This window comes from Streptomyces sp. NPDC002386, assembly GCF_053593175.1.
Map to the genome: position 1 here is coordinate 1 of NZ_JBSFBX010000033.1, position 13634 is coordinate 13634.

The 13634-nt window shown below is 69.5% G+C and carries 14 protein-coding genes, 1 pseudogene and 1 riboswitch; of the genes and pseudogenes, 12 read left to right on the forward strand and 3 right to left on the reverse strand.

What is annotated here, in order from left to right:
- The 3 genes from ACWCPN_RS34645 to ACWCPN_RS34655 form a co-directional block, all read left to right on the forward strand.
- Positions 1-822: cytochrome c oxidase subunit I (locus tag ACWCPN_RS34645; RefSeq protein WP_451214541.1), on the forward strand; the 822-nt coding region annotated here is incomplete at its 5' end.
- On the forward strand, positions 819-1217 hold the full coding sequence (locus ACWCPN_RS34650) for a cytochrome c oxidase subunit 4 (protein ID WP_199210248.1): 399 nt from the start codon (positions 819-821) through the stop codon (positions 1215-1217). The genes ACWCPN_RS34645 and ACWCPN_RS34650, both read left to right, overlap by 4 nt.
- Before the next feature lie 142 nt (positions 1218-1359).
- Positions 1360-2625, forward strand: coding sequence for a L,D-transpeptidase (locus tag ACWCPN_RS34655; RefSeq protein ID WP_199210247.1), 1266 nt, complete (start codon positions 1360-1362; stop codon positions 2623-2625).
- A 48-nt stretch (positions 2626-2673) separates the two neighbouring features.
- On the opposite strand, the gene ACWCPN_RS34660 is transcribed toward ACWCPN_RS34655, so the two are convergent.
- On the reverse strand, positions 2674-3075 hold the full coding sequence (locus tag ACWCPN_RS34660) for a response regulator (protein ID WP_365130626.1): 402 nt from the start codon (positions 3073-3075) through the stop codon (positions 2674-2676).
- Between the two features lie 146 nt (positions 3076-3221).
- Here ACWCPN_RS34660 and ctaE point away from each other — a divergent pair, with 146 nt between their 5' ends.
- From ctaE to ACWCPN_RS34690, 6 genes are all read left to right on the forward strand, one after another.
- Complete coding sequence (ctaE, locus tag ACWCPN_RS34665; protein ID WP_143636562.1) at positions 3222-3842, forward strand: aa3-type cytochrome oxidase subunit III; 621 nt, start codon at positions 3222-3224, stop codon at positions 3840-3842.
- Positions 3843-3901: 59 nt separating this feature from the next.
- Positions 3902-4714, forward strand: a complete 813-nt coding sequence (gene qcrC, locus ACWCPN_RS34670; protein WP_199210245.1) for a cytochrome bc1 complex diheme cytochrome c subunit — start codon at positions 3902-3904, stop codon at positions 4712-4714.
- Complete coding sequence (qcrA, locus tag ACWCPN_RS34675; protein ID WP_199210244.1) at positions 4711-5769, forward strand: cytochrome bc1 complex Rieske iron-sulfur subunit; 1059 nt, start codon at positions 4711-4713, stop codon at positions 5767-5769. The genes qcrC and qcrA overlap by 4 nt, the downstream gene beginning before the upstream one ends.
- Positions 5766-7397 carry a cytochrome bc1 complex cytochrome b subunit gene (gene qcrB / locus ACWCPN_RS34680; protein ID WP_451214545.1) on the forward strand — a complete coding sequence of 544 codons (1632 nt, stop codon included), beginning with the start codon at positions 5766-5768 and terminating at the stop codon, positions 7395-7397. The genes qcrA and qcrB overlap by 4 nt, the downstream gene beginning before the upstream one ends.
- Before the next feature lie 123 nt (positions 7398-7520).
- Entirely contained in the window at positions 7521-8585 is a 1065-nt protein-coding gene (trpD, locus tag ACWCPN_RS34685) for an anthranilate phosphoribosyltransferase (protein ID WP_451214547.1), read from the forward strand.
- 84 nt (positions 8586-8669) lie between these two features.
- A riboswitch (SAM riboswitch) is annotated at positions 8670-8786 on the forward strand.
- Positions 8787-8967: 181 nt separating this feature from the next.
- The gene (locus ACWCPN_RS34690) at positions 8968-10338 is read left to right on the forward strand and encodes an aminotransferase class V-fold PLP-dependent enzyme (RefSeq protein ID WP_451214549.1); all 1371 of its coding nucleotides are present in this window, start codon (positions 8968-8970) and stop codon (positions 10336-10338) included.
- A 29-nt stretch (positions 10339-10367) separates the two neighbouring features.
- On the opposite strand, the gene ACWCPN_RS34695 is transcribed toward ACWCPN_RS34690, so the two are convergent.
- Together ACWCPN_RS34695 and ACWCPN_RS34700 are read right to left on the reverse strand one after the other, a co-directional pair.
- Positions 10368-10649, reverse strand: coding sequence for an Lrp/AsnC family transcriptional regulator (locus ACWCPN_RS34695; RefSeq protein WP_451214551.1), 282 nt, complete (start codon positions 10647-10649; stop codon positions 10368-10370).
- A complete protein-coding gene (locus tag ACWCPN_RS34700) occupies positions 10646-11389 on the reverse strand; it encodes a rhomboid family intramembrane serine protease (protein ID WP_451214553.1) in 744 nt (247 codons plus the stop codon). Before ACWCPN_RS34700 ends, ACWCPN_RS34695 begins: the two co-directional genes overlap by 4 nt.
- 152 nt (positions 11390-11541) lie before the next feature.
- Here ACWCPN_RS34700 and ACWCPN_RS34705 point away from each other — a divergent pair, with 152 nt between their 5' ends.
- The 3 genes and pseudogenes from ACWCPN_RS34705 to ACWCPN_RS34715 all read left to right on the forward strand — a co-directional run.
- Positions 11542-11781, forward strand: coding sequence for a hypothetical protein (locus tag ACWCPN_RS34705; protein ID WP_029382693.1), 240 nt, complete (start codon positions 11542-11544; stop codon positions 11779-11781).
- 36 nt (positions 11782-11817) lie between these two features.
- Positions 11818-13161 (forward strand): NYN domain-containing protein, encoded by a 1344-nt coding sequence (locus ACWCPN_RS34710; protein ID WP_451214555.1) that lies wholly within the window; start codon positions 11818-11820, stop codon positions 13159-13161.
- A gap of 212 nt (positions 13162-13373) precedes the next feature.
- Positions 13374-13634, forward strand: a pseudogene (locus ACWCPN_RS34715) (hypothetical protein); the annotation flags it as partial.

A 13634-nucleotide genomic window follows, 5' to 3' on the forward strand; every position in this document is an offset into this window, starting at 1 on the left:
ATCTCCATCGCCGGCCTGTCCGTGACCGTGTGGGCGCACCACATGTACGTCACCGGCGGTGTGCTGCTGCCGTTCTTCTCCTTCATGACCTTCCTGATCGCGGTCCCGACCGGTGTGAAGTTCTTCAACTGGATCGGCACCATGTGGAAGGGCTCGCTGTCCTTCGAGACACCGATGCTCTGGGCCGTCGGCTTCCTGATCACCTTCACGTTCGGTGGTCTGACCGGCGTCATCCTGGCCTCGCCCCCGATGGACTTCCACGTGTCCGACTCGTACTTCGTGGTGGCCCACTTCCACTACGTGGTCTTCGGCACCGTCGTCTTCGCGATGTTCTCCGGCTTCCACTTCTGGTGGCCGAAGATGACCGGCAAGATGCTGGACGAGCGCCTGGGCAAGATCACCTTCTGGACGCTGTTCGTCGGCTTCCACGGCACCTTCCTGGTCCAGCACTGGCTGGGCGTCGAGGGCATGCCGCGCCGGTACGCCGACTACCTGGCGGCCGACGGATTCACCGCCCTGAACACGGTCTCGACCATCAGCTCGTTCCTGCTGGGCCTGTCGATCCTGCCGTTCCTCTACAACGTGTGGAAGACGGCCAAGTACGGCAAGCCGGTCGGCGTGGACGACCCGTGGGGCTACGGCCGCTCGCTCGAGTGGGCGACGTCCTGCCCGCCGCCGCGGCACAACTTCCTCACCCTGCCGCGGATCCGCAGTGAATCCCCGGCGTTCGACCTGCACCACCCCGAGATCGTCGCGCTCGAGCAGCTCGAGCACGCCGGCCACGGCACCGCCGTCGCGGGCGAGAAGGAGGCCGGCAAGTGAAGATCCAGGGCCGGATGTTCATCTGGCTGAGCTTCTTCCTCCTGATCATGGCCGTCGTGTACGGCGTGTGGTCGAAGGAGCCGGCCGGCACCACGGCGCTCTTCCTGGCCTTCGGCCTGTCCATCATGATCGGCTTCTACCTGGGCTTCACCGCCCGGCGGGTCGACGCTGGTGCCCAGGACGACAAGGAAGCGGATGTCGCGGACGACGCGGGCGAGCTGGGCTTCTTCAGCCCGCACAGCTGGCAGCCGCTCATGCTGGGCGTCGGCGGCGCGATCGCCTTCCTCAGCATCGCGGTCGGCTGGTGGCTGATCTACTTCGCCGCGCCGATCATCGCCATCGGTCTGTTCGGCTGGGTGTTCGAGTACTACCACGGTGAGAACCGCACCCAGTAGCACGCGGTGAGACCCGCGCCGAGCGCGCCAGGAGCCCGGCTCCTCCGTCAAGGAGGGGCCGGGCTCCTGCTTTTGCCACGCCGCATCACCCGAACGAATTACGTACCGCGCCAAGCAGGTCGGCATCTCATAGCGTGATCATATGAATCACACTCCGCGGACCCGCACCGTCGTCAGCTGCGCGTTGCTGGTGATCGCCCTCGGCGCGGGCGTCACCTCCTGCGGTTCGGACGGCAACCCCCTGTCGGCCAGTCCGTACGACGCGGCGGGCGAGATCTCCTTCAACGGCCCCACCGAGGAGGGGAAGCGCGCCGACCCGGACAAGCCCCTGGAGATCACCGCCGAGAGCGGTGACGGCCGGATCACCGACGTCACCGCCCAGGACTCCACAGGGCGCTTCGTGGCGGGCGAGCTCGCCGCCGACGGCAGTCGCTGGCACAGCATCTCCCCGCTGGCCGCGAACGCCCACTACACGGTCCGCGTCAGCACCGAGGACGACGACGGGGCGCCCGGCCGCAAGGTCCTCACCTTCGACACCAGCAAGCCCACCAGCAAGCAGCGGCTGAACGTCACGTTCGGGCCGGAGGCGGGCGTCTACGGCGTCGGACAGCCCATCACCGCGCAGCTCGACCGCGAGGTCAAGGACAAGGCGCAGCGGGCCGTGGTGGAGCGCGGCCTGCGGGTGGACTCCGTGCCGGCCGTGCAGGGCTCCTGGTACTGGGTCAGCGACAAGGAACTCCACTTCCGGCCCAAGGACTACTGGCCCGCCCACGCCACCATCCAGGTGCACAGCAACCTGGACGGCGTGAAGATCAGCGACCGGCTCTGGGGCGGCAGGGCGAAGGCGTTGAAGATCACAACGGGCGACCGGATCGAGGCCGTCACGGACGCCTCGACGCACCAGCTGACGTTCTACAAGAACGGCCAGGCGGTCGAGCAGATCCCGGTCACCACGGGCAAGCCCGGCTTCGAGACCCGCAACGGGGTCAAGGTGGTCCTGGAGAAGCAGTACTTCGTACGCATGCGCGGTACCACGGTCGGCATCGCCGAAGGCAGTTCCGACTCCTACGACCTGCCGGTCTACTACGCCACCCGGGTCACCTGGTCCGGTGAGTACGTGCACGCCGCGCCCTGGTCGGTCGGCTCCCAGGGGTCCGCCAACGTCAGCCACGGCTGCACGGGGATGAGCACGTCCAACGCCGAGTGGTTCTTCGACAACGTCCATCCGGGTGACATCGTCAAGGTCGTCAACTCCAACGGCGACCCGATGGAGACCTTCGGCAACGGCTTCGGGGACTGGAACCTCGACTGGAACAAGTGGCGCACGGGCAGCGCCCTGACGGCGGGCACGCCGGACACCGGGGCCCCGTCCCACGACGCCCCCAGGCTGCGGCCGGTGGCCCTGTGACCCGGGGCGCGGGGCGGTACGGCCCGCCTCGCGCCCCCGGAACGCCCCTCAGACGCTCAGCAGCCTCTTGCGGCGCAGCAGGGAGGCCAGGGCGGAGGCGAACTCCACCGGCTCCACGGGCAGCGTCACAGCGGCGTCAGCGCGGCTCCAGGTGGCCAGCCAGGCGTCCTGCGGCCGCCCCATCAGCAGCAGCACGGGCGGGCAGTTGAACACCTCGTCCTTGATCTGCCGGCACATCCCCATGCCGCCCATCGGCACGGCCTCGCCGTCGAGCACGCACACGTCGATGCCGCCCTTGTCCAGCTCGCGCAGCACCGCCTCGGGCGTCGCGCACTCCAGGAACTCCACGGCCGGCACGTCCGGCGCGGGCCGCCGCCCCGCGGCCAGCCGCACCTGCTCGCGGGTGTTGGAGTCGTCGCTGTACACCAGCACTGTGGCGGTCGGCTGCATGCTTCCTCCGAGACGTCGACCTCGTACGGACAGGGCCGTTCGAGGCGGATGTTACTCCCATGAACACCACGTCAACACCGGTTCGGCGGGGCAAGACACTCCGAACGGCACCCCCCGGAGTGAGGGCGGGATAAGCGACCGACATAATGTCGGTCGTGGCGACAGCAACGACAGTAGAAACCGGGCACGCGCACCCGTCGGTCAATCGGCCGAACCTCACCAGCGTCGGAACCATCATCTGGCTGAGTTCCGAGCTGATGTTCTTCGCGGCCCTCTTCGCGATGTACTTCACCCTCCGGTCGGTGACCGGACCGGCCCACTGGAAGGAGATGGCGGAGGCACTCAATGTGCCGTTCTCCGCCACGAACACCACGATCCTGGTGCTCTCCTCGCTGACCTGTCAGCTCGGCGTCTTCGCCGCCGAGCGCGGGGACGTGAAGAAGCTCCGTGGCTGGTTCATCCTCACCTTCATCATGGGCGCGATCTTCATCGGCGGTCAGATCTACGAGTACACGGAGCTGGTGAAGAAGGACGGGATCTCCCTGTCCTCCGACCCGTACGGCTCGGTGTTCTACCTGACCACCGGCTTCCACGGCCTGCACGTGACGGGCGGTCTCATCGCCTTCCTGCTGGTCCTCGGCCGTACCTACGCGGCGAAGAGGTTCACGCATGAGCAGGCGACCGCCGCCATCGTCGTGTCCTACTACTGGCACTTCGTCGATGTCGTCTGGATCGGCCTCTTCGCCACGATCTACCTGATCAAGTAGCCGGGTCCGTTCCCGCACATCCAGCATCGACGCAGAAGATCCTGACACCGGGGTAATCCGTGAAAAAGCTCTCCGCACGACGACGCCATCCGCTGGCGGCGGTCGTCGTCCTACTCCTCGCGCTGGCGGCCACCGGGGGGCTGTACGCCGCGTTCGCGCCCGCGAGCAAGGCACAGGCCGATGAAACCTCCCAGTCCCTGACCATCAAGGAGGGCAAGAAGCTCTACGAGGTCGGCTGCGCCAGCTGCCACGGCACCGGTGGCAAGGGCTCCTCCGACGGGCCGAGTCTGGTCGGCGTGGGCGCCGCCGCCGTCGACTTCCAGGTCGGCACGGGCCGCATGCCCGCCTCGTCCTCGCAGATGGCGCAGATCCCGCGCAAGAAGGCCGTCTACACGCAGGCCCAGATCGACCAGCTCGCCGCGTACGTCGCGTCGCTGGGCGCGGGCCCGAACGTGCCGACGAAGCAGCAGTACGGCCCGGAGGGCGCGGACATCGCCAAGGGTGGCGAGCTGTTCCGCACCAACTGCGCGCAGTGCCACAACTTCACCGGCAAGGGCGGTGCCCTCACCAAGGGCAAGTACGCGCCGAACCTCGAAGGCGTGGACCCCAAGCACATCTACGAGGCCATGCAGACCGGCCCGCAGAACATGCCGTCCTTCCCCGACACCACGATGTCGGAGAAGAACAAGAAGGACATCATCGCGTACCTGAACGCGGTCAACGGTGACGAGACGGTCAACCCGGGTGGCCTCGAGCTGGGCGGCCTCGGGCCGGTCAGCGAGGGTCTGTTCGCCTGGATCTTCGGTCTCGGCGCGCTGATCGCGGTTGCCGTGTGGGTCGCCGCCCGGACCGCAAAGGCCAAGAAGTCATGAGTAGCCAAGACATTCCAGAAGAGAACCTGCCCGCAGGGCAGGACCACGCACACGGCGCCGTGAGCGTCGCGGACGAGGCCAACCCGTTCGCGGACCCGGGGCTGCCGCCCCACGAGCACCGGATCCAGGACATCGACGAGCGGGCCGCCAAGCGGTCCGAGCGCGTCGTCGCCCTGCTTTTCACGGTCTCGATGCTGGCCGCCGTCGGCTTCATCGCCTCGTACGTGACGATCTCGCCCGACACCTCGGTCTTCGTCTTCCCGATCGGGCACATCAGCGCGCTGAACTTCGCGCTGGGCCTGACCCTGGGCACGGCGCTGTTCTGCATCGGCGCGGGCGCGGTCCACTGGGCCCGCACCCTGATGTCCGACGTCGAGGTCGCCGCCGAGCGTCACCCGATCTCGGCCCCGGCCGAGGTCCGCGCGCAGGTCCACGCGGACTTCAAGCAGGGTGCCAAGGAGTCGGCGCTCGGCCGCCGCAAGCTGATCCGCAACACGATGCTGGGCGCGCTCACCCTGGTGCCGCTCTCCGGCGTCGTCCTGCTGCGTGACCTCGGCCCGCTGCCCGGCACCTCGCTCCGGCACACCCTGTGGGCCAAGGGCAAGCTCCTCGTCAACACCAACACGAACCAGCCGCTGCGTCCCGAGGACGTCGCCGTCGGTTCGCTCACCTTCGTCAGGCCCGAGGGCCTGGAGGAGGCGGACGAGGACTTCCAGAACGAGATCGCCAAGGCCGCCGTGATGATCATCCGGCTCCAGCCGGGCAACATCAAGGACAAGCGCGAACTCGACTGGTCGCACGAGGGCATCGTCGCCTTCTCGAAGATCTGCACCCATGTCGGTTGCCCGATCTCGCTGTACGAGCAGCAGACGCATCACGTCCTGTGCCCGTGCCACCAGTCCACCTTCGACCTCTCCGACGGTGCCCGAGTGATCTTCGGCCCCGCCGGTCACGCCCTGCCGCAGCTCCGCATCGGCGTGAACGACGAGGGTTACCTCCAGGCGCTCGGCGACTTCGAGGAGCCCGTCGGTCCTGCATTCTGGGAGCGCGGATGAGCACCAACGAGAACAACGAGCGGCGCGACAAGGCGCCGGCCGGCGAGCGGGTAGCGGACTGGGCGGACGGCCGGCTGGGGATCTACTCCCTGGCCAAGGCCAACATGCGCAAGATCTTCCCCGACCACTGGTCGTTCATGCTGGGCGAAGTCTGCATGTACAGCTTCCTCATCATCATCCTGACCGGTGTCTACCTGACGCTGTTCTTCCACCCGTCGATGAACGAGGTGGAGTACCACGGCAGCTACGTCCCGCTCCAGGGACAGCTGATGTCCGAGGCGTTCAACTCGACCCTGCACATCTCCTTCGACGTGCGCGGTGGTCTGCTCATCCGGCAGATCCACCACTGGGCCGCGCTGATCTTCCTCGCGGGCATGTTCGTGCACATGATGCGCGTGTTCTTCACCGGCGCGTTCCGCAAGCCGCGTGAGATCAACTGGCTGTTCGGCTTCCTGCTGTTCGTCCTGGGCATGTTCACCGGCTTCACCGGTTACTCGCTCCCGGACGACCTGCTCTCCGGCACCGGTGTGCGCTTCACCGAGGGTGCGATCCTGTCCATGCCGATCGTCGGCACGTACATCTCGTACTTCCTCTTCGGCGGCGAGTTCCCCGGCCACGACTTCGTGGCCCGGTTCTACTCGATCCACATCCTGCTGCTGCCGGGCATCATGCTCGGCCTGATGGTGGGCCACCTGATCCTGGTCTTCTACCACAAGCACACGCAGTTCGCGGGTCCCGGAAAGACCGAGAAGAACGTCGTCGGCATGCCGCTGCTGCCGGTGTACATGGCCAAGGCCGGAGGCTTCTTCTTCCTGGTCTTCGGCGTGATCGCGGCCATCGCCGCGGTCACCCAGATCAACCCGATCTGGGCCATGGGCCCGTACCGTCCGGACCAGGTGTCCACGGGCGCCCAGCCCGACTGGTACATGGGCTTCGCCGAGGGTCTGGTCCGCTACATGCCGGGCTGGGAGATCAACTTCTGGGGTCACACGCTCGTCCTGGGCGTGTTCATCCCGCTGGTCCTCTTCGGCCTGGTGCTCGCCGCGATCGCGCTGTACCCGTTCATCGAGTCCTGGGTCACCGGCGACAAGAACGAGCACCACATCCTGGACCGCCCGCGCAACGCCCCCACGCGCACCGCGTTCGGTGTCGCCTGGATCACGGTGTACATGGTCGGCCTGGTCGGCGGTGGCAACGACCTCTTCGCCACCCACTTCCAGCTGTCGCTCAACGCGGTCACCTGGTTCGTCCGGATCTCCTTCTTCGCCGGACCGGTCATCGCGTTCATCGTCACCAAGCGGATCTGCCTCGGCCTGCAGCGCCGGGACCGCGAGAAGGTGCTGCACGGCCGCGAGACCGGCATCATCAAGCGCCTGCCGCACGGTGAGTTCATCGAGATCCACGAGCCGCTCAGCCAGGAGCAGCTCCACACCCTCACCGCCCACCACCAGTACGAGCCGGCCGAGATCGGCCCGACGGTGGACGAGAACGGTGTCGAGCGCAAGGTGAAGGGGTCCGAGAAGCTGCGCGCCAAGCTCAGCAACGCCTACTACGGCGAGGACAACCAGATCCCGAAGGCCACCGTCGAGGAGTACCGGGAGATCACGAGCGGCCACGGCCACCACTGATCCCCGAGCGTCGCCACGCCACAGTCGAAGGGCCCCGTCCGGCTTGCGGACGGGGCCCTTCGCCGTGTCCGGTGCTGGATAGGGTGGGAGCACACTGTTCTGCGACGAAACCCAGGAGCGGCTATGAGCGCTGTGACCCCCGCTGGAGGCGACACCGCGGCGGGCCGTTCCTGGCCCGCCCTGCTGAACGGCCTGCTGGACGGCCGGGACCTGTCCGCCGACGAGACCGCCTGGGCCATGGACCTCATCATGCGCGGCGAGGCGACGGACGCCCAGATCGCCGGGTTCATGGTGGCGCTGCGCGCCAAGGGCGAGACGGTGCAGGAGATCACCGGCCTCGTGCGGACCATGTACGAGCACGCCAACGTGATCGAGGTGCCCGGGCCCGCCGTGGACATCGTCGGCACCGGCGGTGACGGCGCGAAGACGGTGAACATCTCCACCATGTCGTCGATCGTCGTCGCCGGCACCGGCACGAAGGTCGTCAAGCACGGCAACCGCGCCGCGTCCTCCGCCTCCGGCTCCTCCGACGTCCTGGAGAAGCTCGGCATCAACCTGGGTCTGACCCCGCGGCGGGTCGCCGAGGTCGCCGAGGAGGCCGGCATCACCATCTGCTTCGCGGTGAAGTTCCACCCGTCGCTGCGCCACGTCGCGGCGGCCCGCGGCCAGCTGGGCATCCGCACCACCTTCAATGTGCTCGGCCCGCTGACCAACCCGGCCAAGGTGCGCGCCCAGGCCGTCGGGGTGGCCGATCCGCGCATGGCCCCGATCGTGGCCGGCGTCCTCGCCGAGCGCGGGAACTCCGCCCTGGTGTTCCGGGGCGACGACGGCCTGGACGAGCTGACCACCACCTCGACGTCCCGGGTGTGGGTGGTCCGGGACGGCAAGGTCGCCGAGGAGCGCTTCGACCCCCGGGACGCCGGCATCGAGCTGGTCCCCGTGGAGGCGCTGCGCGGCGCCGACGCCTCGTACAACGCCGAGGTGGCCCGGCGCGTGCTCGACGGCGAGCACGGCCCCGTCCGGGACGCGGTCCTGCTGAACTCGGCGGCGGCGCTGGTCGCCCTGCGGCCGGACGACCAGCCGCTCACCGAGCAGCTCCGCGCGGGCATGGCGAGGGCGGCGGAGTCGATCGACAGCGGGGCGGCGAAGCGGACGCTGGAGCGGTGGGTGGCGGCCAGCAACGCCTGACACCCGCCGGTGTGACGCGGGGCGCGGTCCGAATGGCGGACCGCGCCTTGCGCACAGAAGATCGTGTGGCAGGATACTGAACCAGGTCATGAGTGACAGCCATTCGGCCCCGGCCGGCTGTCCGGCAACCCTCCGTCCGTGGCGGGGTGCCCCGGGTGAGGACCAGGTCGTGGGCAGCGAGGTCCACGGCAAGCGCGGACCCCTCGCGCGGCTCCTGAAGGAGCGCGGGACCAGGGGTCCTGGTCGTCGAGGGAGCCTTCTGTGAGCAAGCGAATGCGATAGGGCGTAGAGCCCCGCCTCCGCGTACCCCTTTTCACCTTCCGCCGTGCTTCGAGCCGTACCGCTCGCACGGTGACACCGGCCTGCCTCACGGGAGTTCACCATGTCCGTCTCCACCGCTGCCGTCGCCCGCACCATTTGTGACCGGCTGCCCGTTCTGGGCGATGACGTCACCGTCCCGCTCGTGACGGGCGGCGAGGTCACCTACGCCGCGCTGGACTACGCCGCCAGCGCCCCCGCCCTGCGCCGCGTCTGGGACGACGTCGCCGCCTACGCGCCGTTCTACGGCAGCGTCCACCGCGGCGCCGGCTACCTCTCCCAGCTCTCCACCGACCTGTTCGAGAACGCCCGCCGGACGGTCGCCGGATTCCTCGACTGCCGCGAGAGCGACCAGGTGGTCTTCACCCGGTCGACCACCGACTCCCTGAACCTGCTCGCCCGGGCGCTCCCGGCCGGCTGCGAGGTCTTCGTCTTCGAGACCGAGCACCACGCCGCGCTGCTGCCCTGGCAGGACGCGAGGGTGACCGTCCTCGACGCGCCGCGCACCCCGCGGCAGGCCGTGGAGACCCTGGAGCGGGCCCTCGCCGACCGCGACCCGTACGGCCCGGCCCTGGTGTGCGTGACCGGCGCCTCCAACGTCACCGGGGAGCTGTGGCCGGTGCGCGAGCTGGCCGCCGCGGCCCACGCGCACGGCGCCCGGATCGTCCTGGACGCCGCCCAGCTCGCCCCGCACCACCCGGTGTCGGTCCGGGACCTGGACGTCGACTGGGTGGCCTTCTCCGGTCACAAGCTGTACGCGCCCTTCGGCTCCGGGGTGCTGGCCGGCCGGGCCGACTGGCTGTCCGCGGCCGAGCCGTACCTCGCGGGCGGCGGCGCCAGCCGCAAGGTCACGCGGCGCGAGGACGGGGGAGTGGACGTGGAGTGGCACGAGAGCGCCGCGCGCCACGAGGCCGGCTCCCCGAACGTCATCGGCGCCTACTCCATCGCCTCCGCCTGCAAGGCCCTCACCGAGGCCGGCTGGGACGCCCTGGTGGCCCGCGAGCAGCACCTGATCGACCGGGTCCGGGCGGGTCTCGCCGAGGTGCCGGAGGTCCGGGTGCTCTCCCTGTTCGGTGACGACGCGCCGCGGGTCGGCGTGCTCTCCTTCGTCGTCGACGGCTGGAACAGCTCCCACTTCGCCGCCGCGCTCTCCGCCGAGTACGGCATCGGCGTCCGCGACGGCCTGTTCTGCGCCCACCCGCTGGTCCGCACCCTGCTGGGCGGCGACCCGCGGACCCAGGGCGAGTGCGGGTCGCCCGAGGCCGCGCCCGGTGAGAAGTCCCTGAACGCGGTCCGGGTCAGTTTCGGGGCGGGCACGCCCGACGAGCACGTCGAGCGCTTCGTCGACGCGGTGCGGGAACTGGTCCGCGACGGCGCGCGGTGGCGCTACCGCACCGAGGACGGCCGCTGCGTCCCGGTGCGCGACCAGGCCTGAGCCGGGTGCGGACCGCTAGGAGGCGGCGTTCACGAGTCGAGACCGATCGCGAACGCCGCCTCCAGGTCGTGCTGGGAGTACGTGCGGAACGCGACGTGCGTGTCGGTGCCCTGCACACCGGGGATCTTGCTGATCCGTCCCGGGATGACGTCGGCCAGGTCCTCGTGCTGCCGCACCCGCACCATGGCGATCAGGTCGTAGGTGCCGGTGACGGAGAAAACCTCGCTCACCGAATCCAGCGAAGCGATCTGCTCCGCGATCTCGGGGATCCGGTCCACGCTGGTCTTGATCAGGACAATCGCGGTGATCACGGCTGGTTCTCTCCCTGGGGTGCCGGAGCCGGTGCGGACTTCACTCTAGTAGCCGGTCCGTAGCGCACCCACGCGTAGCCGAAGCCGAGGCCGAAGCCGATCAGGTGGGCGAGGTAGGCGACCCCGGGGCCCTCGCCGGCGCGTCCCGCCGCGAGCCACTGCAGACCGGCCCAGAAGGGCAGCACGACCCAGGCCGGGAAGCGCAGCGGGAGGAAGAACAGGAAGGGGAGGAGACTGGTCACACGGGCACGGGGGAACAGGTACAGGAACGCTCCGAGGACCGCCGAGATCGCCCCCGAGGCGCCCACCAGCGACTGCCCGGAGGTGGCGTTGGCGGCCGCGTAGCCGAGCAGGGCCAGGTAACCGCAGCCGACGTAGAAGAGGGTGAACTCCACCCGGCCCATCCGTTCCTCGGTCAGCAGCCCGAAGACGAAGAGGAAGAGCATGTTGCCGAGCAGATGCACCCAGCTGCCGTGCACGAACAGGGCGGTCGCCGGGGTCAGGGCCGCCCGGACCGACGGGTCGAACAGCTCGGCCGGGACCACGCCCCAGTGCCGGAAGTACGCCCGCTGCGCCGCGAACAGCGCCCCGCCCGAGCCGTACGCGGGGGTGAGTCCGGAGGCCGGGCCGAGCACGAAGATCAGGGTGCACAGGACGAGGAGGACGTACGTCATCGGCGCGGAGACGCCCCGGACCGCCCGGAACGCTCCGCGGGCCGCCGTGCCCCAGGTGCGGATCATGACTACAGAGCATGACGTAACGGGACACAAGTCGACAGACCGCCTCGCCGCCGTGGACGGACGGGCGGCGAGTGACCGGCAGGCCGTAGGGTTACGAGCCACACGCGTCGGGGAGCGGCGCGGACGACCCGAGAAGGAAGCGAACAGTCACGATGACGGTTCCCCTGCCGACCGCCACGACACGATGGCGCTGCGCCCTCTGCGGCAACCTCACCCGCTTCGACGTGACCCGCTCGTCGAAGGTCGTCGAGTACGTTCACCTCGACCTCGCGGGCGAGCCGACGGTGGAGGAGCGCGAGGTGGTCAGTGAGACCATCGAGTCGGTCCGCTGCCGCTGGTGCAACGCGGTGGACCAGGTGGAACTCGTGGACAGGCCGGGCGCCGGCTCCTGAGCGGAGCGGGCCCGTAGAGGTATTGGGGTGTGACGGATGGTGGAGAGCGCAGGCGGGGGGCCGGGCGACGGCACCGCTGAGGTGCTTGACCGTCCGCTGCCCGACGGCGTGCGCCGGCGGGTCGTGCAGATCGTCTCGGACGGCTTCGGCCTGCTGACCGTGACGGAACTGCCCGCCCAGTTGCGGCAGTACGCCCGGTTCGCCCCCAATCGCCGGGCCAAGTTCGCCGGCAACGCGATGGCGGCGGCGCTGGAGACCGACACGCTGTTCCGGCAGCGGATCGGGGAGAAGTTCAGAGAGGCGCAGCCGGAACTCTCCGGCGCCCTCGACTCCGGCTCGCCGCCCCCGGCCGCGGATCCGCTCGATGTGGCGGCCGCGGCCTACGTACTGCGGCCCGCGGGCTGGGTGAAGCTGGTGACCGCGGCCGGCGAGGAGGCGCAGCGCGCCGACGCCGAGCGGGCCGACGAGGAGAGCCGCGCCGAACTCGAGCGGCTGCGCACGGAGCTCGACCAGGCCCGCGAGCTGACCCGCGCCGAGACCGAACGGCTGCGCGCCGAGGCGGAGTCGGCGAAGCGGGAGGCGGAGTCGCTGCACCGCAAGCTGCGCGCCGCGCTCAGTGACGTCAAGCGCGGCGAGGCCGCGTTGCGCAAGGTCCGGGGCGAGATCGACGCCGTGCGCGCCGAGGGGCAGGCGCAGCTCTCCGCCGCCGAGAGCGAGTCCCGGCGGCTCAAGGCGCGCCTGGGCGAGGTCGAGGCGGCGCTGGAGGCCACCCGCCGGGCGGCCCGCGAGGGCCGCAGCGTCGAGGACATGCGGGTGCGGCTGCTGCTGGACACCATGCTGGACGCCGCCCAGGGGCTCCGGCGTGAACTCGCCCTGCCGCCGGTCTCCGTGCGCCCGGCCGAGACCGTGGACGCGGTCGAACCGGGACGGATGACCCCGAAGGACATCGCCGCCCGGGCGCTGTCGGAGAACGACCCGGCGATCCTCGACCAGTTGCTGGCGCTGCCGCAGGCGCATCTGGTGGTCGACGGCTACAACGTCACCAAGACCGGCTATCCCCAGATGCCGCTGGAGAAGCAGCGGCTGCGCCTGCTGGGCCAGCTCTCGGCGCTCGCCGCGCAGACCGGCGCCGAGGTGACCTGTGTCTTCGACGGCGCCGAGCTGGCCGCGCCGGTGCTGCTCGCGCCGCCGCGCGGAGTGCGGGTGCTGTTCTCCAAGCCGGGCGTCACGGCGGACGAGCTGATCCGTCAGCTCGTGCGTGCCGAGCCGCCGGGCCGTCCGGTCATCGTCGCCTCGACCGACCGGGAGGTGGCCGACGGGGTCGCCCGCGCCGGCGCCCGTCCCGTCGCCTCTGCGGTACTTCTGAAGCGACTGTCCTGAACGCGCAACGCGCATATGCATTGCCCGAATTGGCCGTATCGTCACGCAACGTAGTGTCAATCGGGCATCACCGCACGTGAGTTGTGTGCAAAGAATGCGTTGCGTCACCGGTTTTTTTGCCGTGGGGATTTGAACTGATCACAACTGGGTCACTAGGGTCTGGGCTCGAACCTCCGAACGGGTGATCACTCACAAGAAGGAGATCGTCCCTCGTGGCGTCCCACCGTCGACCCAAGCAGCCCAGCCGCACGCGTGTCACCGTGCTGACCACCGCGGCTGCCGCCGCCGTCGTGCTGAGCGCGAACGCCGCCAACGCCGCTCCGAGCGAGAAGCTCGGCAAGGACGAGGTCAAGGCGAAGGTCGACAAGCTCTACGAGCAGGCGGAGCAGGCCACCGAGAAGTACAACGGGGCCAAGGAGAAGCAGCAGAAGCTGCAGAAGGAAATCTCCACCATCCAGGACAACGTGGCCCGC

Excerpts from the sequence above, each read along its gene's own strand:
- qcrB (WP_451214545.1), top strand. The coding sequence starts at position 5,766 with ATGAGCACCAACGAGAACAACGAGCGGCGCGACAAGGCGCCGGCCGGC.
- qcrA (WP_199210244.1), top strand. The coding sequence starts at position 4,711 with ATGAGTAGCCAAGACATTCCAGAAGAGAACCTGCCCGCAGGGCAGGAC.
- ACWCPN_RS34655 (WP_199210247.1), top strand. The coding sequence starts at position 1,360 with ATGAATCACACTCCGCGGACCCGCACCGTCGTCAGCTGCGCGTTGCTG.
- trpD (WP_451214547.1), top strand. The coding sequence starts at position 7,521 with ATGAGCGCTGTGACCCCCGCTGGAGGCGACACCGCGGCGGGCCGTTCC.
- ctaE (WP_143636562.1), top strand. The coding sequence starts at position 3,222 with ATGTCGGTCGTGGCGACAGCAACGACAGTAGAAACCGGGCACGCGCAC.
- ACWCPN_RS34660 (WP_365130626.1), bottom strand. The coding sequence starts at position 3,075 with ATGCAGCCGACCGCCACAGTGCTGGTGTACAGCGACGACTCCAACACC.
- ACWCPN_RS34690 (WP_451214549.1), top strand. The coding sequence starts at position 8,968 with ATGTCCGTCTCCACCGCTGCCGTCGCCCGCACCATTTGTGACCGGCTG.
- ACWCPN_RS34705 (WP_029382693.1), top strand. The coding sequence starts at position 11,542 with ATGACGGTTCCCCTGCCGACCGCCACGACACGATGGCGCTGCGCCCTC.
- ACWCPN_RS34710 (WP_451214555.1), top strand. The coding sequence starts at position 11,818 with ATGGTGGAGAGCGCAGGCGGGGGGCCGGGCGACGGCACCGCTGAGGTG.
- ACWCPN_RS34700 (WP_451214553.1), bottom strand. The coding sequence starts at position 11,389 with ATGATCCGCACCTGGGGCACGGCGGCCCGCGGAGCGTTCCGGGCGGTC.